The organism is Variovorax sp. PvP013 (assembly GCF_050435945.1).
GTDB lineage: Bacteria > Pseudomonadota > Gammaproteobacteria > Burkholderiales > Burkholderiaceae_C > Variovorax.
On record NZ_JBNDLF010000001.1, the window covers coordinates 438788 to 460017 of the forward strand.

The window sequence follows — 21230 nt, forward strand, 5'->3', positions numbered from 1 at the left end:
ACCGGCCGGGCTGGCGATGCTTAGCCGACTTTGCGCATTCAACTCGAGAAGCGAAGGGACACACCCGCTCAGATCGTCGCGAGTCGCATGGGCACGAAGGCGATGCCATTCGTCTCCACGCGAGGCCCTGTCGCTCTAAACCCGAGACGCTCGTAGAAAGGCATTGCGAAGGGCGTCGAATTGACCGTCGTCGGCATGGCGTCGGACGGCCATCCGCACGTCGCCTTCGCATGCATCCACAGCGTCATGGCATGGCCTCTCTTCTGGAACGATGCATCGACGAAGAGATGGAACAGGTGCGTTCGACGTCGAACGGCGACGACGCCCGCCAGCACGTCACCGAGCATGCCGACGTGGTAGTCGATCTCGGGCGAGGCGATGTGGCGCTCGATGCCCTCGGGTTGCAGGGCGAGCACAAAGGCCTCCGCGCCCGAGCCGTCGGCATTCAGAAGGAAGTGATGCGCCAGCGACAGGATCAATGCGCTGATTGCCGATGCGTCAGCGTGCGTCGCCTTGCGGATGTGCAATGGACCTGTCATGAATGGAGGTGGCTTGAAAAGCGTGGTCGCGAACCGAGGTCGAGCGATCGATCGTCGCATGCCGACGCAGACAGGTCTGCCTCCAGAATGCAGGCTCGCTTCTTGCCTCCAACATCCTCGATCATTCCAGGAGATTCCTTCCCATGCGCATCGCGCCGCTCGCCCGTCCCGTCCTCGTCCTCACGACCCTCGCCGTGCTCGCCGGCTGCGCCATGCCGCCGCCATCGCCCGGCACGCCGCCGGCCCCGGCGCCCGCACCCGTCGCCAAGCCCGCGACCTCGCACCTCGACACCGTCCAGTCCGCCGCCACGCTGCGCATCTGCACCCCGGGCGACTACCGCCCCTTCAGCTTCCAGCTCGCCGACGGCAACTACGAAGGCATCGACGTCGACCTGATGGCGCCGTTCGCCGCCAGCCTGGGCGCCAAGCCGCAGTGGATCAAGACCACCTGGGCCAACCTGCTGCCCGACCTGGCGGCCGGCAAGTGCGACATCGCCGTGGGCGGCGTGTCGGTGACCACCGAGCGGCAGAAGCGCGCCTTCTTCAGCGCGCCCTACATGGTCAACGGCAAGACGCCGATCGCGCGCTGCGCCGACGTCGGCAAGTACCAGAGCGTCGCGGCCATCGACCAGCCGTCGACGCGCGTGATCTTCAACCCGGGCGGCAGCAACGAGCGCTTCGCGCGCGCCAACTTCAAGCGCGCGAGGATGACGCTGCACGGCGAGAACGTGACCATCTTCGACGAGATCCTGGCCAACCGCGCCGACGTCTTCGTCACCGAATCGGCCGAGGCCATCACCCAGCAGAAGCTCAAGCCCGGCCTGTGCGCCGTCAACCCCGACAAGCCGCTGCAGTACGGCGAGATGGCCTGGATGCTCCCGCGCGACGACGTCGCCTTCAAGGCCTACGTCGACCAGTGGCTGCACCTGTCGCGGGCGGGCGGGGAGTTCCAGCGGGTGATGGACCGCTGGCTGAAGTAGGGCGCGGCACGCGCGCAACGGCGGCGCCGCATCCACCGATCGGCATCGGACACCGGAGGAGTCCCCCCATGTTTTCCCACGTCTTCACCAGCGTCGGCGACTTCGACCGCGCCCTCGGCTTCTACGGGCCGTTGATGGACGGCCTCGGGCTCGAACTGCGCTTCTGCGAGCGCGACAGGCCCTGGGCCGGCTGGCACGCGGCCGGTGGCGCCCGCCCGCTGTTCGTCATCTGCCGGCCCCACGACGGGCGGCCCCACGATCCGGGCAACGGGCAGATGGTGGCCTTCGCGGCGGCCTCCCGGGCCGTCGTGCGGGAGGCCCACCGCATCGCCCTGGCGCACGGTGGCACCTGCGAAGGCCCGCCCGGACCGCGACCGCAGTACCACGCCGACTACTACGGCGCGTACTTCCGCGATCCGGATGGCAACAAGCTGTGCGTCGCCTGCCACGACGCCGTGCATGGGGATGCGGACCGCTGATCGGCGTCGGCATCGGTATCGGCGGCGTGGCGCGGGGAGGCGCGAGCCGCTGCCGACCGGACTCCCGGCCCGCCGTTCAAGACTCGCCGTGCGCCTCCGGGTTCTTTTGGTAGCGCAGCCAGCCCGCGACCAGTGACTTGCCGTCCGGCCGATCCTTGGGATGCGAACGCCCCTCCAGGACCGGCACCTCGGCGAAGTCGAACGGGCTCATGCCCTCGATGCAGGCCACGTTGACGCCGTACTGATGGGGCACGGAGCGACGCTGGTGGAACGTGTAGATGCCGCAACGTGCGCAGAAATAGTGCCTGGCCTCGCCGGTGTTGAATCGGTAGAGCGTCAGCGCCTCCCGGCCCTGCAGCACCTCGATGTCCGCCAGATTCGCCGATACCGCGACGGCGCCTCGCATGCGGCAGTAGGAGCAGTTGCAGCGTCGGACGCTGCGCAGGCCGTCGGCGAGCCTGAGGGTGAAGCGGACGGTTCCGCAGTGGCAGGCCGCGTGGCGGACGGCGCCGGGATCGGGTTCGGAGGGGTCCTGGGTCATGCGCGTCGCCTCCATGTCGGGGATGGGGATGGTCGAGCCATCGGTGGATGGCGAAAGTCTATGGCGCACCCGATCCGACCGCCATCCCCGACGGTGATCGACCATGCGTCCGGACCGTCCGGCTACGCGTACGTGTCGACCTGCGTGCCGAGCCTGCCGCTCACGTCCTTGGCGGCGGCCTTCCCGATCGCCTGCGTCGTCGCCTTTCGTTCCGTCTCGCGCGTTTTCTCGTCGGGCCGCGACGCCGCGGCCGCCGCCTTCGCCTGGACGCGCTGCGCCTCGGCCTGCTGCAGGGCGACGATCTGCTGCTGGATCGCGGCGATCTGGGCCTGCAGCAGCTTCTGCTTGACCTCGCGCGCCTTGGCGTCGAGCGAGCCGTCGGTGGTGACGGCCTGCAGGTCCTTGTAGGTTTCCTTCAACTGCTTCTGCAGTTTGGCGATCTGCGCGCCGCTGCCACCCGCACCGGACGTGGAGGTGGCGGAAGAGACGGAGGTGCTGGTGGAGACTTGCATGGTGGCTTTCACAGAGGGCTGTGACTGGATATCGGCACGCCGCCGCAGAACTTGAGACGACGCCGCGCTGGCACGCCGCTTGCATCTCGTCATGTACACAAGACAGGATGCTTGATGATGGTGCACGACGACACGACCCCGACCCCACCGACGCCTTCGCCTTCGCCGGCGACAGCGACGTCCTCGACATCGCCCGCGCCGGGCGCCGATCCCGCCGCCGCGTGGATCGCGCGGATCGAGCCCCCGCTCGCCGACCCGGCCGCCGCCGCGGCGGGCGACGGCCCGCTCGCCGGTCTGCGCTTCGCGGTCAAGGACAACATCGACGTCGCCGGCTGGCCGACCACCGCCGCCTGCCCGGACTTCGCCTACGACGCCGCGGCGCACGCGAGCGTGGTGGCGCGGCTGCTGGCCGCCGGTGCGGTGCTGGTGGGCAAGACCAACCTCGACCAGTTCGCCTGCGGCCTGAACGGCACGCGCTCGCCCTACGGCGCGGTGCCCAACGCCTTCGACCCGCGCTACGTGTCGGGCGGCTCCAGCGCCGGCTCGGCGCGGGTGGTGGCGACGGGGGAGGTCGACTTCGCGCTGGGCACCGACACGGCGGGTTCCGGCCGCGTGCCCGCCGGCCTCAACAACATCGTCGGCCTGAAGCCCAGCCGGGGCCTGATCAGCGCGCGCGGCGTGGTGCCGGCGGCGCAGAGCGTGGACTGCGTGTCGGTCTTCGCGCGCACCGTCGCGCTGGCCGCGCGCGTGCTCGCCGTGGCGATGGGCCACGACGCGCTCGACCCGTACTCGCGCGACCTGGCGCTGGCGACCGCGCCGCTGCCCGCCAGGCCGCGCCTGGGCGTGCCCGCGACGCTCGAGTTCTTCGGCGACGCCGACGCGGCCGCCGCCTTCGAGCGCTCGCTGGCGCAGCTCGAAGCGCTCGGCGGCGTGCGGGTGCCGGTCGACTACGCGCCGCTGGCCGAGATCGCCGCGCTGCTCTACGACAGCGCGCTGGTGGCCGAGCGCCATGCCGCCGTGCGCGGCTTCTTCGACGCCCACGAGGAGGCCGTGATCGAGCCGGTGCGCGGCATCCTGGCGCAGGGCCGGCGCTACAGCGCATCGGATCTCGTCGACGCCCAGACGCGGCTGCGCGCCCTGGCGCAGCGCGTCGCGCCGATGTGGAACGACATCGACGTGCTGGTGGTGCCGACCGCGCCGACGCACTGCACCATCGAGGCGATGCGCGCCGACCCGGTCGCGCTCAACCGCCGGCTCGGCGCCTACACCAACTTCGTCAACCTGCTCGACTACGCCGCGCTCGCGGTGCCGACCTGCCTGCGCGCGGACGGCCTGCCGTTCGGCGTCACGCTGATCGGCCCGTGCGGCAGCGACCTCCAGCTCGCGCGGCTGGGCCAGCGCCTGCACCACGCCAGCGGCCTGACGCTGGGCGCGACGGGCGAGGCGATGCCCGAGGCGCTCCCGCTGCCCGTGCCCGCCTTCGGCGCCGTGCCGACGGCGAAGGTGGCGGTGGTCGGCGCGCACCTCTCGGGCATGCCGCTCAACGGCCAGCTGACCGAGCGCGGCGCGGTGCGCCTGCGCGAGACGCGCAGCGCGCCGCACTACCGGCTCTACGCGCTGCCCGGGACGGTGCCACCCAAGCCCGGCATGGTGCGCGTGCCTGCGGGCGAGGGCGCGTCGATCGTCGTCGAGGTGTGGGAAATGCCGATGGCGGCCTACGGCTCCTTCGTCGCCCTGATCCCGGCGCCGCTGGGCATCGGCACGCTGACCCTGGAAGACGGCAGCGCCGTGCAGGGCTTCGTGTGCGAGTCGATCGCGCTCGACGGCGCCGAGGACATCACGCACCACGGCGGCTGGCGGCACTACGTCGCGTCGCGGCAGGCGCCGGAGGCGGGTCCGGGCTGAGGGCGGGCACGGCCCTTGCGCCGGGTCGCGCCGTCGATCGCCCGACGCCGCCACCACCGACCGCCCGACTCCGCCGCCCCATGACCTCGCCGCCGTCCGCCACGTCCTTCCGGATCTCCACTTTCGGTTCTTCATTCTTCTCGCAAGGAACTCCATCCATGGCCTCCCGCACTTCCTCCCTCGCCACGCCGGACACCACCGGCACCGCCGCGCCCACGCGCCGCCGCGTGCTGCGCACCGGCGCCGCCGCCGGTCTCGGCGCGCTGGCCGCGCTCGCGGCGCCGTCCCTGGTGCTGGCGCAGGCCGCGCCCAGGCTGCGCATCGGCTACTGGCCGGTGGCGGCGGGCCTGCCGTTCTTCGCCGCCGTCGAGAAGGGCTACTTCAAGGAGGCCGGCCTCGACGTCGAGCCCCTGAAGTTCGCCGGCGCGCAGCAGGTGATGGAGGCGATGCTCGCCGGCCGCTCCGACGGCAGCGCCAACGGCACCGGCTCGGCCAACCTGGCCATCGGCGAGATCGCGCAGCCGGGCCTGTTCAAGATCTTCTGCACCAACCCGAGCAACGCGAAGTTCGTGCTCGACGAATTCATCGCCGCCAAGGACAGCCCGTTCAAGACGGTGGCCGACCTCAAGGGCAAGCGCATCGCCTCCGGCCCCGGCATCCAGAACGTGACGCTGTGCAAGACCATGCTCGAGCGCGCCGGCGCCACCGGCGCGACGGTGAGCGAGCTGCCCATCGGCCAGCACGTGGCCGCACTGGTGGCGGGGCAGGTCGACGCCTGCTACACGCTGGAGCCCACCGGCACGGTCGGCCGCATGAACGGCACCACGCGGGTGATCGAGGCTGGCGTCGTCGCGAAGTACATCCTGGGCGACCCGATGGCGCCGTGGCACGGCGGCGCGGCCAGCCTGACGACCGAGTTCATCAAAAAGAGCCCCGACGCGGCGAGGAAGTACATCGCCGCCTACACGCGCGGCGTGGAACTGGTGCGCACCCAGCCGGCCGAGGCGCGGCAGTACATGAAGGGCTACACCGCCATCGAGGGCGCGCTCACGGCCGAGGTGCCACTGGCCTCGTACATGCTGCACAACGAGTTCACGCCGAGCGACGTCGCCTACTTCCAGAAGTTCTACGACCTGTTCACCCAGAAGGGCATCTTCGACAAGAAGGTGGTCGTGGACACCTTGCTCTACAGAGGTTGAGGCCATGGCCGACACCCTCGCCACCCCGCCGGCCGGCGCCGCCTGGACCCCGCCGGCCGACGGCGCCGCTCCCGCCGTCCCGCGCCGCCCCCTGGGCGATCGCCTGCTGCCCTTCATCGGCCCGGTCGTGCTGTTCATCGTCTGGGACCTGGTGGTGCGGCTGGGCTTCATCAAGCCGATCCTGCTGCCGACGCCGGCCGACACGCTCGCCGCGCTGGTCACCGGGCTGGCCGGCGGACCGCTGCTCACGGATTTCGCGGTCACGGTCTGGCGCACGCTGCAGGCCTTCCTGATCGCGGCGGTGCTCGGCGTGCCGCTGGGCGTGCTGCTGGGGAGCAACGAGCGCGTCTACCGCAGCGTCGAGTTCCTGATCGACTTCTTCCGCTCCACGCCCTCGTCGGCGCTGATCCCGCTGTTCCTGCTGATCTTCGGCGTCTCCGACGTCAACAAGGTCGCGATCGCGGCCTTCGGCGCCTTCCTGATCGTGATCTTCAACAGCGCCTACGGCGTCATCAACGCGCGCAAACAGCGCGTGATGGCGGCGCGGGTGATGGGCGCCTCGCGCTGGCGCGTCTTCAAGGACGTGCTGATTTGGGAGAGCCTGCAGCCGAGCTTCGTCGGACTGCGCTCGGCCGTGTCGATGGCGCTGGTGATCGTCATCGTGGCGGAGATGTTCATCGGCTCGGACGCCGGCCTGGGCAACCGCATCATCAACGCGCAGCAGGTGCTCAACGTCAAGAGCATGTACGCCGCCATCCTCGCGGCCGGGGCGCTGGGCTATGCGCTCAACGTGCTGTTCCTCGTCGCCGAGCGCCGCATCGTCCACTGGTCCGGAAGGTAGTCGCCATGTCCGTCGTACTCAACTCACCCGTGTTCGCCGACGTCCCCCGGCCGGCTTTCCAGCCCGGCCCGGCCGGCACGCACATCACCATCCGCGGGCTGACCAAGCACTTCGCGGGCTGGCCGCTGTACGAGAACTTCGACCTCGACATCCCCAAGCACAAGATCGTCTCGGTCTTCGGGCCCAACGGCTGCGGCAAGTCGACGCTGATCAACATGATCGCCGGGCTGATCCCGATCGATGCGGGCGAGATCCTGTTCGACGGCAAGAGCCTGAAGGACACCAAGATCGGCTACGTGTTCCAGAACTACCGCGAGGCCCTGTTCCCGTGGATGCGCACCATCGACAACATCGCCTACCCGCTGCTGCTCGAAGGGCGTGGCAAGGCCGAGGTCGACCGCCGCATGGCGGAGCTGGTGGCGTCCTTCGACGTCAAGTTCGACCTGCGGCGCTATCCCTACGAACTCTCCGGCGGCCAGCAGCAGACCGCCTCGATCATGCGGGCGCTGGCGCCGAACCCGGAGGTGCTGTTCCTCGACGAGCCGTTCTCCGCGCTCGACTTCGAGATGACGCTGTTCATCCGCGAGAAGCTGCAGGAGGTGTTCATGAAGACCGGCACCACCATGCTGCTGGTCTCGCACGACCTGGAGGAGGCCGTCTACCTGGCCGACCAGGTGCTGCTGCTGACCAAGCGGCCCACGCGCGTGGCCGAGATCCTCGACTACGGCGATACCCGACCGCGCACGCTGGAGACGCTGAGCGCCGACAGCTTCGTCGCCATGAAGAAACGCAGCCTGGAGATCTTCCAGCGGGAGGTGCGCCGATGACCCCCGCCCAGATCGAAACCTACGTCGACGCCGCCGCCGTGGCACTCGACTTGCCGCTCGACCCCGAACACCGCCCCGGCGTGCTGCGCTTCTTCGCGCTGGCGGCCGAGATGGCGGCGCTGGTCGAGGCGGTCCCGCTCGACGCGCACGCCGAATCGGCCGTGGTGTTCGCGCCGGTGGGGCCGCAGGAGAACGCCGCATGAACCACGGTCTGTTGTTGCTCCCTCTCCCTCCGGGAGAGGGCGGGGGTGAGGGCCGCGGCGGCCATCGAAGCGCGGCGCCCGTTCGACGGCCCGGAGCCCTCACCCCAACCCTCTCCCCAGGGGGAGAGGGAGCGATGAACCCCACCGAACTGCTTTCCCCCAGAGAGAGGGAGTCATGAACGCCGCCGAACTGCTGCTGCAGGACGCCACCGCCATGGCCGACGCCGTGCGCGATGGCGCCGTCTCCGCCACGGCGCTGGCGCGGGCCAGCCTGGATCGCATCGCCGCCACCGACGGCCGCGTCAACGCCTTCACCGACGTGGTGCGCGAGCGCGCCCTGCGCCGTGCCGGGCAGATCGACGCGTCTCTGGCCTCGGACGCCGCCGACCGCACGCGTGAGCTGCCTCTGCTGGGCGTGCCCTTCGCCGTCAAGAACCTGTTCGACGTCGCCGGCCTGCCGACGCTCGCCGGTTCGAAGATCGAGCGCGAAAGCGCCCCGGCGCGCGCCGACGCCGCGCTGGTGCGCCGGCTGGAGCGCGCCGGCGCGGTGCTCGTCGGCGCGCTGAACATGGACGAGTACGCCTACGGCTTCACGACCGAGAACAGCCACGTCGGGCCGTGCCGCAATCCGCACGACCTCGCGCGCATCGCCGGCGGCTCGTCGGGCGGCTCGGGGGCGGCGGTGGCGGCGGGGCAGGTCGCGCTGACGCTGGGGTCGGACACCAACGGCTCGATCCGCGTGCCGGCGTCGCTGTGCGGCGTCTTCGGGCTCAAGCCGACCTTCGGGCGGCTGCCGCGCACGGGCAGCTATCCGTTCATCTCCAGCCTCGACCACCTGGGGCCGTTCGCCCGTTCGGCGCGCGACCTGGCGACGGTGTACGACGCCCTGCAGGGGCCGGAGGACGAAGAGGGCGCGCCGCGCGATCCGGGCTGCGCGCAGCGCGCCGTCGCGCCCACGCTCGCCGACCTCGGCCGCGGCGCCGGCGGCCTGCGCATCGGCGTGCTGGACGGCTACTTCCGCGAGCGCGCCCTGCCGGAGGCGCTGGCCGCCGTCGACCGCGTGGCCGAGGCATTGGGCGCGCACCGGCGCGTCGCGCTGCCGATGGTCGAGGCCGGCCGCGCGGCGGCGTTCCTGATCACCAACGCCGAGGGCGCGGCGCTGCACCTGGACGACCTGCGCCGCCGCGCGCGGGACTTCGAGCCGCTGTCGCGCGACCGCTTCCTGGCCGGCGCGCTGATCCTGGCCGCCTGGGTCGCGCGCGCCCAGCGCGTGCGGCGGCTCTACGCCGAGCAGGTCGCGCGGCTGTTCGGCGATTTCGACATCCTGCTGGCGCCCTCGACGCCGTGCGCTGCCACGCCCGTCGGCGCGGAGTGGTTCGACCTCGGCGGGCAGCGCCTGCCGGTGCGCCCGAACATGGGCGTGCTGACCCAGCCCTTCTCCTGCATCGGCCTGCCGGTGTGCGGCGTGCCGGTGTGGGGGGCGCATCCGAGCCTGCCGATCGGCGTGCAGGTGGTGGCGGCGCCCTGGCGCGAGGACCTGGCGCTGCGCGTGGCGGCGGCGCTCGAGGCCGCCGGCGTCGCCCGCGCACCGGTCGCCGCGCTGGACTGACATCGACACACGACCAACCATCCTTCGAGGACGACCATGGAACCCGAGATCAACCGGCCCGACGTGCTGGCCGAAGTCACCGCCGCCTTCGCGCGCTACGAGGACGCGCTGGTGCACAACAAGGTCGAGGTGCTCGACGCGCTGTTCTGGGACAGTCCGCACACCCTGCGCTACGGCGCGACCGAGAACCTCTACGGCGCCGACGAGATCGCCGCCTTCCGCGCCGCGCGGCCGTCGCAGGGCCTGATGCGCGAGCTGCTGCGCACCGTGATCACCACCTACGGGAGCGATTTCGCCACCGCCAACTGCGAGTTCCGCCGCGAGGGCGGCGCCAGGACGGGGCGCCAGAGCCAGACCTGGATGCGCACCGCACAGGGTTGGCGCGTGGTGGCCGCGCACGTCAGCCTGCTGGGTTGATTCCAATGGGCATGGAATTTGCACACCGACTTGTATCCAAGAAATCGAGCGACCTCGACGCCGATCCGTCTTTCCCGATCCACACCTTCCAACGCGGAGCCTTCCCATGAAACCGATCGATCGCCGTGACTCCCTCAAATCCCTCGCCGCGCTCGGCGTCGCCGGCACGCTGGGCGGCTGGAGCGCCCTGGCCGGCGCGCAGACGAAACCGCTGACCGTCGGCGTGATCTACGTCGGCCCGCGCGACGACTACGGCTACAACCAAGCCCACGCCCAGGCGGCGGCCGAGGTCAAGAAGATGCCCGGCATCAAGGTGGTGGAGGAGGAGAACGTGCCCGAGACGGCGGCCGTGCAGAAGGCCATGAGCGGCATGATCCAGCAGGACGGTGCCAAGCTGCTGTTCCCGACCTCGTTCGGCTACTTCGACCCGCACATCCTGGCCGTGGCGCCCAAGAATCCCGACGTGCGCTTCTCGCATTGCGGCGGCCTGTGGAGCGAGGGCATGCCCAAGAACGCCGGCAGCTTCTTCGGCTACATCGACGAGTGCCAGTTCCTGAACGGCGTGATCGCCGCGCACATGACCAAGAGCAACAAGATCGCCTTCGTCGCCGCCAAGCCGATCCCGCAGGTGCTGCGCAACATCAACGCCTTCACGCTGGGCGCGCGCTCGGTCAAGCCCGGCATCACCTGCAGCGTGATCTTCACCGGCGACTGGTCGATGGCCGTGAAGGAGGCCGAGGCCACCAACAGCCTGGCCGACCAGGGCTGCGACGTCTTCACGATGCACGTCGACGGCCCCAAGGTGGTGGTGGAGACGGCCGCCAAGCGCGGCAAGATGGTCTGCGGCTACCACGCCAGCCAGGCCAAGCTGGCGCCGCAGGCCTACCTGACGGGCGCCGAGTGGAACTGGCTGACGGCGTACAAGACCATCATCGAGGCCGCCCAGGCCGGCAAGCCGCATCCCAACTTCCTGCGCGGCGGCCTGAAGGAGGGCTACGTGAAGATGTCGCCCTACGGCCCCGCCGTGACCGACGCCGCGAAGAAGCAGGCCGACGGCATCAAGGCGCAGATGGTCGCCGGCGGCTTCGACATCTTCAAGGGCCCGCTCAAGGACAACAAGGGCAAGGAGGTCGTCGCGTCGGGCAAGTCGTTCAAGCAGGCCGACATCGAGCTGGAGAAGATGAACTACCTGGTCGAAGGCGTGACGGGCTCGATCTGAGCGCACGGCCATGCCCTCCGCGCTGAAGGAAATCGCCCTGCCGGTGTTCGCCATCGCGATGGCGCTGCTGCTGTTCGGGCTGCTGGGCGCGCTGGCGGGCGCCGATCCGGTGGACGTGTGGACGACGCTGTTCACCGGCGCCTTCGGCAGCTGGTTCTCCTGGCAGAACACGCTGCAGCGCGCGGCGCCGCTGATGCTGACGGCGCTGTGCGTGGCGATCCCGGCGCGCGCCGGGCTGGTGATCATCGGCGGGGAGGGCGCGCTGGTGCTGGGCGCCCTGGCCTGCGCGGCGCTGCCCTACGCCGTCGCGCTGCCGGACAACGCGGCCGGTACGGTGGCGGTGTGCGTCGCGGGCGCGGTCGCCGGCGGTCTGTGGATCATGCTGGCCGGCTGGCTGCGCCAGTACCGCGGCATCAACGAGACCATCAGCAGCCTGCTGCTGGCCTACATCGCCATCGGCATCTTCAAGCACCTGGTGGAGGGGCCGCTGCGCGATCCGGCGAGCCTGAACAAGCCTTCGACCTTCGCCCTGGGCGAGGGCCTGCGCATCGGCGGCATCGCCGGCTCCGACATCCACTGGGGGCTGGCGATCGGCGTCGTCGCCTGCGTCGGCCTGGGGCTGTGGCTGCGCATGACGGCCTCGGGCTTCTCGGTCCGCGTGGTGGGCGGTAACCCGCGCGCGGCGCAGCTGGTGGGGCTGCCTGCGACGCGGCTGATCCTGGCGGCCTGCGGCGTGGGCGGGGCCTGCGCGGGGGTGGCGGGAGCGGTCGAGGTCGCGGCCGTGCACACCAACGCCAACGCGTCGGTCATCGCCGGCTACGGCTACGCCGGCATCCTGGTGTCCTTCATCGCCCGCCACAACCCGGTGGCGATCGTGCCGGTGGCCATCCTGTTCGGCGGCTTCGGCGCGGCGGGCAGTCTGCTGCAGCGGCGCCTGGGCCTGCCCGACGCGTCGGTGCTGGTGCTCCAGGGCATCGCCTTCGTGTTGATCCTGGCGAGCGAGGGGTTGCGCATGGTCGACTGGCGCCGCTTCCTCTCCCTCCCCTCCCGGGGGAGGGCCGGGGTGGGGGCCGACGGCGCATCCACCTCCACGATCTCCTCCACCGTCGCAGCCCCCATCCCGGCCTTCCCCCGGGAGGGGAAGGAGCAGCAGCCATGACCCCGGACCAATGGATCGCCCTCGTCGCCGGCATCGTCGGCGGGGCGTTGCGCGTGGGCGCGCCGTTCCTGTTCGTGAGCCTGGGCGAGTGCCTGACGGAGAAGTCCGGCCGCATCAACCTGGGGCTCGAGGGCGTGCTGGTGCTCTCGGCCATGGCGGCCTTCGGCGGCGCGTACCTCACCGACTCGGCCTGGCTGGGCGTGCTGATCGGCGCCGGCGCCGGCGCGGCCCTGGCGCTGCTGCACGGCCTGCTGTGCTCGCTCGACCGCGTCAACGACGTCGCCACCGGCATCGCGCTGATGCTGTTCGGCACCGGCCTGGCGTTCTACCTGGGCAAGCCGCTGATCCAGCCGCAGGCGCCACAGCTGCCGGCGATCCCGCTCGGTTTCTGGAGCGACGACGCGGTGGTGCGCTCGGCCCTGCAGCTCAACGCGCTGGTGCCCGTCGGGCTGGCGCTGGCGGTGTTCCTGGCCTGGGCCTTCGCGCGCACGCGCGCTGGCCTGCTGGTGCGGCTGGCCGGCGACTCGGCCCACGCCACGCGCGCGCTGGGCTACTCGGTCCCGGGCATCCGCATCGCGGCGACGACGGCCGGCGGCTTCATCGCCGGGCTCGGCGGCGCGTCGCTCACGCTGTTCTATCCGGGCAGCTGGAACGAGGGCATCTCCAGCGGCCAGGGCCTGATCGCCGTGGCGCTGGTGATCTTCGCGCGATGGAGCCCGCTGCGCTGCGTGGGCGCGGCCTTCCTCTTCGGCGGCGCGGGGGCGATCGGCCCGGCGCTGCAATCCATCGGCGTGGGCTGGGGCTACCACCTGTTCAACACGGTGCCCTACGTGCTCACGCTGGTGATCCTGATGTTCACCTGCCGCCCCGGCAGCGTCGCCACCGGCAGCCCGGGTGAACTCTCCTCGAATCGTTAAGGAAATCTCCTCATGAGCGGATTGGGTGGCTTGAACAAATCGGCGCACGGCGTCGTCATCGGCCTGGTGCAGCTGCAGCTGCCGGTGGTGCGCACGCCGGACGATCTGGCCGCGCAGACGCGGCGCATCGTCGAGCTGGTGGCCAAGGCGCGGCGCAACCAGGGCACCATGGACCTGGTGGTGTTCCCGGAGTATTCGCTCCACGGCCTGTCGATGGACACGTCGCCGGAGATCATGTGCACGCTCGACGGCCCCGAGGTCGCGGCCTTCCGCCAGGCGTGCATCGACAACACCATCTGGGGCTGCTTCTCCATCATGGAGGCCAACCCCGGCGGCAATCCTTACAACAGCGGCCTGATCGTCGACGACACCGGCGCCATCCGGCTGTACTACCGCAAGATGCATCCGTGGGTGCCGGTGGAGCCCTGGGAGCCGGGCGACCTGGGCGTGCCGGTGTGCGACGGCCCCAACGGCAGCAAGCTGGCGCTCCTCATCTGCCACGACGGCATGCTGCCCGAGATGGCCCGCGAGGCCGCCTACAAGGGCGCCGAGATCATCCTGCGCACCGCCGGCTACACCGCGCCCATCCGCCACGCCTGGAAGATCACCAACCAGGCCAACGCCTTCTGCAACCTGGCCTGCACCGCCAGCGTGTGCATGTGCGGCAGCGACGGCAGCTTCGACTCGATGGGCGAGGGCATGTTCTGCAATTTCGACGGCACGGTGATGGTCGAGGGCGGCGGCCGCGTCGACGAGATCGTCACCTGCGAGCTGCGGCCCGACCTGGTGCGCGAGGCCCGCACCGGCTGGGGCGTGGAGAACAACATCTACCAGCTCTACCACCGCGGCTACGTGGCGGTGAAGGGCGGGGCCCAGGACTTTCCGTACACCTACATGCGCGACATGGCGGCCGGCCGGTACAGGCTGCCGTGGAGCGACGACGTGAAGGTGGTCGACGGCACCTCCTGCGGCTTCGCGGCACCGGTGCGCGCCTACGGCGGCGCCGGCACGCACCCGCTGGTGCCGACGAACGTGCCGCGCACCGTGCCCGATGAGCAGGAAGCGCCCGACTCGGCCCACCGCAAGGCGCTGCGCTCGTGACATCCGCCACCGTCACCACGAGCGCCGCGCCGCGCACCGTCGACGCCGCGCCCTACGCCTGGCCCTACGACGGCGACCTGCGCCCGGACAACACCGCCCTGATCGTCATCGACATGCAGACCGACTTCTGCGGCGTCGGCGGCTACGTCGACGTGATGGGCTACGACCTGTCGCTGGTGCAGGCGCCCATCGCGCCGATCGCACGCGTCATGGCGCGCCTGCGCGCGCTGGGCTATCACGTCATCCACACGCGCGAGGGCCACCGCCCGGACCTGGCCGACCTGCCGGCCAACAAGCGCTGGCGCTCGCGCCGCATCGGCGCGAACGGCGTGGGCATCGGCGACGACGGGCCGTGCGGCCGCATCCTGGTGCGCGGCGAGCCGGGCTGGGAGATCGTCCCGGCGCTGGCGCCGCTGCCCGGCGAGGTGGTGATCGACAAGCCCGGCAAGGGCTCGTTCTACGCCACCGACCTGGAGCTGATCCTGCGCACGCGCGGCATCGCCAACCTGATCCTCGCCGGCATCACCACCGACGTCTGCGTGCACACCACCATGCGCGACGCCAACGACCGCGGCTTCGAGTGCCTGCTGCTGTCCGACTGCACCGCCGCCACCGACCACGGCAACCACCTGGCGGCGCTGAAGATGATCACGATGCAGGGCGGCGTCTTCGGCGCGCACGCCGAATCGGCCGCGCTGCTCGACGCGCTGTGAACCGTCCGGAGCCGCCATGAACGACGCCGTCCCCACCCCCATCGGCGCCCTGCGCGCCGGCACCGGCGCCCTGGCGCTCGACACCTACCGCCTGACCAAGCGCTTCGGCGCCTTCACCGCCATGGACGGCGTGACGATGCGCGTGGAGCCCGGCACGGTGCATGCGCTGCTGGGCGAGAACGGCGCCGGCAAGAGCACGCTGGTCAAGTGCGTCGCCGGCTTCCAGCGCGCGGAGGAGGGCAGCATCCTGATCGACGGCCGCGAGCAGGACATCGCCAACCCGATCGTCGCCCGCGCGCTGGGCATCGGCATGGTCTACCAGCACTTCACGCTGGCCCCGGGCATGACGGTGGCCGAGAACCTGCTGCTGGCCGGCGGCCGCACGCCGGCGGTGATCGACTGGCGGGCCCAGCGCGCCGAGCTGGAGGCCTTCCTCGCGACCACGCCGTTCCGGCTCGACCTCGACGTCACGCCGGCCTCGCTGGCGGCCGGGGAGAAGCAGAAGCTCGAACTGCTCAAGCAGCTCTACCTGCGCCCGCGCCTCCTGATCCTGGACGAGCCGACGTCGGTGCTGACACCGCAGGAGGCCGACGAGGTGCTCGGCCACGTCCGCGACATCGCCCGCGGCGGCCGTTGCACCGTCCTCATCATCACGCACAAGTTCCGCGAGGTGATGGCGTACGCCGACGGCGTGACGGTGCTGCGGCGCGGCCGGGCCGTGCATCACGGCCGTGTCGCCGGCACCACGCCGGCGCGGCTGGCGGCGTCGATGATGGGCGTGGCGCAGGACGACGCCACGGCGGTGCCGCCGCCGCCCGAGGGCGAATCGACGGCGGCGCCGGCGGCGAACGACACGGCCTTCGCCGTCGGCGGCGACACGTCGCGCGTCCGAGGAGCGACAGGAGGTGATCCGGCCGCCGCCACGTCGCCTGCCGACGCGGTCCCCGCCGCCATCGCGATGCCGGGTGGCACGGCACCGGTCGCCGGTGGCATGGCAGCGGTCGCCAGCGGCGCGGCGTCGGTCGCCGGCGGCACGGCGCCCGTCCGCGAGGCGCTGGCCGGCGACGCGCCCGTCGCGCTGGCCGTCGAGCGCCTGCAGGCGATGGGCGACCGCGGCACGCTGGCGGTGCACGACCTGAGCCTGACGGTGCGCGCCGGCGAGATCCTGGGCGTGGCGGGGGTGTCGGGCAACGGCCAGCGCGAGCTGGTCGAGGCGCTGGTCGGCCAGCGTCCGCGCCTGTCGGGGAGGGTGACCGTGCGCGGCCGGCCCTACGCCGCCAGCCGGCGCGAGAACCGCGAGCTCAAGGTGCGCAGCCTGCCGGAGGAGCCGCTGCGCAACGCCTGCGTCGGCGACCTCAGCGTGGCCGAGAACATGGCCCTGCGCGACTTCGACCGGGCGCCGCTGGCGCGCGGCGGGCTGCTGAACTTCCCGGCCTGGCGCAGCCGCGCGCGCGCCTGGATCGCCGAGTACGGCGTCAAGACGCAGGGCGAGGGCGCGCCGATCCGCAGTCTCTCCGGCGGCAACGTGCAGCGCGCCGTGCTGGCGCGCGAGCTCGCCGGCGACATCGACGTGCTGATCGCCGCCAACCCGGTGTTCGGCCTTGACTTCGCCGCCGTCGCCGAGATCCACGCGCGCATCGTGCAGGTGCGCGAGAAGGGCGGCGCCGTGCTGCTGGTCAGCGAGGACCTCGACGAGCTGCTGGCGCTGTCCGACCGCATCGTCGTCATGAGCGAGGGCCGCGTCGTCTTCGAGACGCCGGCGGCCACGGCCGAGCGCCACGTCCTGGGCGCCCACATGGGCGGCGGCCATTGATGACTTGCGCATCCGCCGTCCGGTCCTGCTCCCTCTCCCGCGCGGGAGCGCCAACGAGCAAGGGCCGTGAAGATCCCGGCTGCCGGTCTTGCTCCGTCTCCCGCCAGCGGGAGAGGGCAGGGGGTGAGGGCGGCAGCCGTGGAAAAAGCGTTCTCCAACCACCGCCGCAGCCCTCACCCTGCCCTCTCCCGGGGGGAGAGGGGAAAGATCGACGCCTACCCTTGCGCGTCCGCCGTCCGGTCCTGCTCCCTCTCCCTCTCCCCCCTGTGGGAGCGCCAACGGGCAAGGGCCGTGAAGATCCCGGCTGCCGGTCTTGCTCCCTCTCCCGCCTGCGGGAGAGGGCGGGGGTGAGGGCGGCGACCGTGGAAAAAGCGTTCTCCAACCACCGCCGCAGCCCTCACCCTGCCCTCTCCCGGGGGGAGAGGGGAAAGACCAAGGCCCGACGTGGCCGTCCGGTCCTGCTCCCGCTCGCGGGAGAGGGCAAAGACAGATCCCTGAAAGCCCGCCCATGCGCATCGACGACGCCCGACCGTTCCCCTACGAATTCGACCTCGCCCACACCGTGCTGGTCCTCATCGACATGCAGCGCGACTTCATCGAGCCCGGTGGCTTCGGCGCGTCGCTGGGCAACGACGTGTCGCTGCTCGAGGCCATCGTGCCGGCGACGCGCGCCGTGCTGGAGGCCTGGCGGCGCGCAGGCGGGTGGGTGGTGCACACGCGCGAGGCACACCTGAGCGACCTGTCGGACTGCCCACCGTCCAAGCGCGATCGCGGCCATCCGGCATTGCGCATCGGCGACGTCGGGCCGATGGGCCGCGTCCTGGTGCGCGGCGAACCCGGTAGCCGGATCATCGACGCGCTGGCGCCCGTCGAGGGCGAACTCGTGATCGACAAGCCCGGCAAGGGCATGTTCCACGCCACCGGCCTGCACGAGACCCTGCAGGCGCGCGGCATCACGCACCTGCTGTTCGGCGGCGTGACCACCGAGGTCTGCGTGCAGACCAGCATGCGCGAGGCCAACGACCGCGGCTACGAGGGCCTGCTGCTGGAGGACTGCACCGAGAGCTACTTCCCCGCCTTCAAGGCCGCGACGCTGGAGATGATCTGCGCCCAGGGCGGCATCGTCGGCTGGACGGCCTCCGGCGCGTCCCTGATGTCGGCCCTGCGGGACTAACATCGCTGCCGTGTCCGCGCTCGCCCCTCCTTCACCGCCCCCGGCCGAGGCCGCCGTCTTCCGCACGCGCGCCGACGAGGTGCATGCACAGCTCAAGCGCGACATCGCCGAGTTCAGGCTCGTGCCGGGCGACCGCTTCACCGAGAACGAAATCGGCGAGCGCCTGGGCGTCTCGCGCACGCCGGTGCGCCAGGCGTTGTTCAAGCTGCAGCAGGAGGGCTTCGTCGAGGTGCTGTTCCGCAGCGGCTGGCGCGTGCTGCCTTTCGACTTCGACCAGTTCGAGCAGTTCTACGACCTGCGCATGGTGCTGGAGACCACCGCCGTGCACCGCCTGTGCGAGACCGACCGCCGCATCGACCACGCCCTGCTCGACGGCCTGGCGGCCATCTGGCTGGTGCCCGTCGCCGAGCGCAGCGGCGCCACCGCGCAGGTCGCGCAGTGGGACGAGGCCTTCCACTGCGCGCTCGTCGCCGCCGCCGGCAACGCCGAGATGGCGCGCGTGCATCGCGAGGTGACCGAGCGCATCCGCATCATCCGCCGGCTCGACTTCACCCAGCAGCCGCGCATCGACGCCACCTACGACGAGCACGCCAAGATCCTGAAGGCCGTGCGCGCCCACCGCGGCGACCAGGCCGCCATGCTGCTGCGCGCCCACATCGCGACCAGCCAAGCCGAGGTGCGCAAGATCACGCTGCACCAGATGCACATGGCCCGCCGCGGCGGGCAGAGCGCCTGAGTGGGGGCCATGCCCTGGCTCGGCGCGCTCGTCGGCCTCGTCCTCGTCACGCTCACGCTGCTCGACGCCTTCGAGGTCGTGCTGCTGCCGCGCCCGGTGCGCCGCCGCTGGCGCATCAACCGGATCTTCTTCGCCGCCGCCTGGGCCGCCTGGGCGTGGCTCGCCCGCCGGCTGCCGCCGGGGCGCCGGCGCGAGGACTTCGCCGGCGTGTTCGGCCCGCTGTCGATGGTAGCGCTGTTCAGCGCCTGGGCGATCCTGCTGATGTTCGGCTTCGGCCTGCTGCACTGGTCGCTGCAGCAGCTGCTGGGCGGCGATCCGCCGATGACGCTGGCGCAGGCCATGGGCGTGAGCGGCGACGCCTTCTTCACCCTGGGCTACGGCGACGTGGTGCCGCACCACGCGAGCGGGCGCCTGCTGGTGATTTTCGAGGCCGGCACCGGCTTCGGCTTCATCGCGCTGACGATCTCCTACCTGCCGGTGCTCTACCAGCACTTCTCGCGCCGCGACTACCAGCTCGTCGAACTGGCCGCGCGCGCCGACACGCCGCCCACCGTGGCGGGCCTGCTGGCCTGGCACGCGGCGGTGGACGACCCCGCCGCGTTCCTCGCGTGGCTGCGCGACTGGGAGCTGTGGGCCTGCGACTTGGTCGAGAGCCACGCGGCCTATCCGATGCTGGCGTTCTACCGCTCCCAGCACGAGGGCCATTCCTGGCTGGCGGCGCTGGCCGTGCTGCTGGACGTCTGCGCGCTGGGAATCGCGGGCGACGAGGCGGGCGGGCCGCCCCAGGCGGCGGCGACCTTCACGGCGGCGCGGCGCGCGCTGCGGGTGGTGGCGGGGTCGCTGGGGGTCGCCGTGCCGTCGGCATCGGTCGTGGCCGAGGGCGCGCCGGACGCCGCCGACGTCGCGCACCTGACACCGGTGCTGCGGGCGCTGTGGCCCGGCCGGGGCGCCGACGCGGGCACCGCCGAGCGTCTCGGCCGGCTGCGGCGCACCTGCCGGCCGCACCTGCGCGCGCTCGCGGCGTACCTGCTGCTGGACCTGCCCGAATGGGGCGACGCGCCATCGCCGCGTCGATCCGACGACGTGATGGCGCGCCTGACGAGCGACGACGGATCGCAGGACTGAGCTGCTGAACTGAACGGGCGAGGGCGCCGCGGCACGCGGCCCGGCGCGCCGGGCTACCGGTAGACCGCCCAGCGCACCTGCGTCCCGCCCACCGTCGAGAAATCCTGGATGCGGTCGAGCACCCGCGCCGTGATCTGGTAGCCGCGCGCCACCAGCAGCACCCCGTTGGGCGTCTTGACGTCCTCGGCGAACACCATGCCCACGCGCAGCTCGCGCATCGTGAGGTGCTGGACCCCGGTCTCCGCCCCGGCGCCGCGCACCGCCTCCAGCGCGTCGAGCAGGGCCGGCGCGTAGGTGCCGACGCGCCCGCGCAGGGTCCGCAGCACGGCGTCGAAGGGCGTGCCGTTGTCGGCCGATTCCAGGATGTCGTGGTCGATGGCGAGCCTGAGCACGCTCGCGCCCTGCCGCGCGACGAGCGCGTCCGCCGTGCCCAGGGCGCGCGTGTCGGCGGCGCCGCCGTGGCCGACGGGGTAGAGGCGCAGGATGGCCAGCACGACCTCCAGCCGCGGGATGTGGGCCAGCATCTTCTCCACCAGGGCCGGCAGACCCTGGACCAGGCGTTCCTCGTCGGCCGACAGCGGCGCGCCGTAGTAGGCCTTCTCCGCGACGTCCGGCGGCAGCGTGGCGTGGCCGATCTGGGACAGCATCGCCGCCACCTCCAGCTGCCAGCGTTCCCGCATCCCGACCTGGTCGGCCAGTTCGCCGGCGAGCTTGCGGATGCGCACGGAGCGGCCGAAGGCGATCGGGTTGACCATCGCCAGCATCTCGGTCAATGCCTGGATGCTGCCGAGGAGCGTCTGCTGGAGCAGCACGCGCTCGGAGGTGATCAGCCGGTGCTGCGTCACGGCCGACGCCACCGCGTCGAGCAGCACCGTCGGCGCGCAGGGCTTGCTCAGGAAGCGGAAGACCTGGCCGTCGTTCACCGCCGAGATGGCGGACTCGATGTCCGACTGCCCGGTCAGCAGCAGGCGAACCGCGTCCGGTGCCTTGTGGCGCGCCTGCGCCAGGAAGGCCGCGCCGTTCATCGACGGCATGCGCATGTCCGAGACGATGACGGCGACGTCGCGCGCCTCGTCGAGGAGGGCCAGCGCCTCCGCGCCGCCGGCGGCCGTGGACACCGTGTAGAGCCGGCGCAGGTTGAGCTTGAGCGATTCCAGGACCTGCGGTTCGTCGTCGACGCACAGGACGTGAGGTTTCGGGGCTGGATTCATGAACGTTGGT

The 21230-nt window shown here is 71.6% G+C and carries 22 protein-coding genes; 18 read left to right on the top strand and 4 right to left on the bottom strand.

The features are described from left to right. Positions 1–68 precede the first annotated feature (68 nt). Positions 69–527: a GNAT family N-acetyltransferase gene (locus ABID77_RS02135; protein ID WP_429590166.1), complete on the bottom strand. Its 459-nt coding sequence runs from the start codon at positions 525–527 to the stop codon at positions 69–71. A gap of 155 nt (positions 528–682) precedes the next feature. Here ABID77_RS02135 and ABID77_RS02140 point away from each other — a divergent pair, with 155 nt between their 5' ends. Together ABID77_RS02140 and ABID77_RS02145 are read left to right on the top strand one after the other, a co-directional pair. After that, a complete protein-coding gene (locus ABID77_RS02140; protein ID WP_429590169.1) occupies positions 683–1519 on the top strand; it encodes a transporter substrate-binding domain-containing protein in 837 nt (278 codons plus the stop codon). 68 nt (positions 1520–1587) lie between these two features. After that, a complete protein-coding gene (locus ABID77_RS02145; RefSeq protein WP_429590171.1) occupies positions 1588–1998 on the top strand; it encodes a VOC family protein in 411 nt (136 codons plus the stop codon). Positions 1999–2074: 76 nt separating this feature from the next. Here ABID77_RS02145 and ABID77_RS02150 read toward each other — a convergent pair whose 3' ends face one another. Further along, a complete protein-coding gene (locus ABID77_RS02150; protein ID WP_429590174.1) occupies positions 2075–2539 on the bottom strand; it encodes a GFA family protein in 465 nt (154 codons plus the stop codon). Between the two features lie 122 nt (positions 2540–2661). Next, positions 2662–3051, bottom strand: a complete 390-nt coding sequence (locus ABID77_RS02155) for a FlxA-like family protein (protein ID WP_429590176.1) — start codon at positions 3049–3051, stop codon at positions 2662–2664. Positions 3052–3165: 114 nt separating this feature from the next. Between ABID77_RS02155 and atzF the strand changes: the two genes are divergently transcribed. From atzF to ABID77_RS02235, 16 genes are all read left to right on the top strand, one after another. Next, on the top strand, positions 3166–4956 hold the full coding sequence (atzF, locus tag ABID77_RS02160) for an allophanate hydrolase (RefSeq protein WP_429590179.1): 1791 nt from the start codon (positions 3166–3168) through the stop codon (positions 4954–4956). 158 nt (positions 4957–5114) lie between these two features. Further along, positions 5115–6155, top strand: a complete 1041-nt coding sequence (locus ABID77_RS02165) for an ABC transporter substrate-binding protein (RefSeq protein ID WP_429590182.1) — start codon at positions 5115–5117, stop codon at positions 6153–6155. 4 nt (positions 6156–6159) lie between these two features. Further along, positions 6160–6996 carry an ABC transporter permease gene (locus ABID77_RS02170; protein WP_429590185.1) on the top strand — a complete coding sequence of 279 codons (837 nt, stop codon included), beginning with the start codon at positions 6160–6162 and terminating at the stop codon, positions 6994–6996. Between the two features lie 5 nt (positions 6997–7001). Continuing rightward, a complete protein-coding gene (locus ABID77_RS02175) occupies positions 7002–7823 on the top strand; it encodes an ABC transporter ATP-binding protein (RefSeq protein WP_429590188.1) in 822 nt (273 codons plus the stop codon). Further along, complete coding sequence (locus tag ABID77_RS02180; RefSeq protein WP_429590191.1) at positions 7820–8026, top strand: DUF4089 domain-containing protein; 207 nt, start codon at positions 7820–7822, stop codon at positions 8024–8026. The genes ABID77_RS02175 and ABID77_RS02180 overlap by 4 nt, the downstream gene beginning before the upstream one ends. A gap of 175 nt (positions 8027–8201) precedes the next feature. Continuing rightward, the gene (locus ABID77_RS02185; RefSeq protein ID WP_429590194.1) at positions 8202–9635 is read left to right on the top strand and encodes an AtzE family amidohydrolase; all 1434 of its coding nucleotides are present in this window, start codon (positions 8202–8204) and stop codon (positions 9633–9635) included. A gap of 36 nt (positions 9636–9671) precedes the next feature. Further along, a complete protein-coding gene (gene hpxZ / locus ABID77_RS02190; RefSeq protein ID WP_429590197.1) occupies positions 9672–10052 on the top strand; it encodes an oxalurate catabolism protein HpxZ in 381 nt (126 codons plus the stop codon). Between the two features lie 106 nt (positions 10053–10158). Further along, positions 10159–11271, top strand: a complete 1113-nt coding sequence (locus tag ABID77_RS02195; protein WP_429590200.1) for a BMP family ABC transporter substrate-binding protein — start codon at positions 10159–10161, stop codon at positions 11269–11271. Positions 11272–11281: 10 nt separating this feature from the next. Then, on the top strand, positions 11282–12430 hold the full coding sequence (locus tag ABID77_RS02200) for an ABC transporter permease (protein ID WP_429590203.1): 1149 nt from the start codon (positions 11282–11284) through the stop codon (positions 12428–12430). Beyond that, positions 12427–13347: an ABC transporter permease gene (locus ABID77_RS02205; RefSeq protein WP_429590206.1), complete on the top strand. Its 921-nt coding sequence runs from the start codon at positions 12427–12429 to the stop codon at positions 13345–13347. Before ABID77_RS02200 ends, ABID77_RS02205 begins: the two co-directional genes overlap by 4 nt. A 12-nt stretch (positions 13348–13359) precedes the next feature. Then, a complete protein-coding gene (locus ABID77_RS02210; protein WP_429590209.1) occupies positions 13360–14448 on the top strand; it encodes a formamidase in 1089 nt (362 codons plus the stop codon). Next, the gene (gene biuH / locus ABID77_RS02215) at positions 14445–15161 is read left to right on the top strand and encodes a biuret amidohydrolase (protein ID WP_429590212.1); all 717 of its coding nucleotides are present in this window, start codon (positions 14445–14447) and stop codon (positions 15159–15161) included. The genes ABID77_RS02210 and biuH overlap by 4 nt, the downstream gene beginning before the upstream one ends. Before the next feature lie 16 nt (positions 15162–15177). Further along, on the top strand, positions 15178–16974 hold the full coding sequence (locus ABID77_RS02220; protein ID WP_429590215.1) for an ABC transporter ATP-binding protein: 1797 nt from the start codon (positions 15178–15180) through the stop codon (positions 16972–16974). 508 nt (positions 16975–17482) lie between these two features. Further along, positions 17483–18148 carry a cysteine hydrolase family protein gene (locus ABID77_RS02225; protein ID WP_429590218.1) on the top strand — a complete coding sequence of 222 codons (666 nt, stop codon included), beginning with the start codon at positions 17483–17485 and terminating at the stop codon, positions 18146–18148. A 10-nt stretch (positions 18149–18158) separates the two neighbouring features. Then, positions 18159–18884 (top strand): GntR family transcriptional regulator, encoded by a 726-nt coding sequence (locus ABID77_RS02230; RefSeq protein ID WP_429590221.1) that lies wholly within the window; start codon positions 18159–18161, stop codon positions 18882–18884. Between the two features lie 9 nt (positions 18885–18893). Continuing rightward, on the top strand, positions 18894–20009 hold the full coding sequence (locus ABID77_RS02235; protein ID WP_429590225.1) for a potassium channel family protein: 1116 nt from the start codon (positions 18894–18896) through the stop codon (positions 20007–20009). A gap of 53 nt (positions 20010–20062) precedes the next feature. Here ABID77_RS02235 and ABID77_RS02240 read toward each other — a convergent pair whose 3' ends face one another. Next, positions 20063–21220 (bottom strand): response regulator, encoded by a 1158-nt coding sequence (locus ABID77_RS02240; RefSeq protein WP_429590228.1) that lies wholly within the window; start codon positions 21218–21220, stop codon positions 20063–20065. Positions 21221–21230 lie beyond the last annotated feature (10 nt).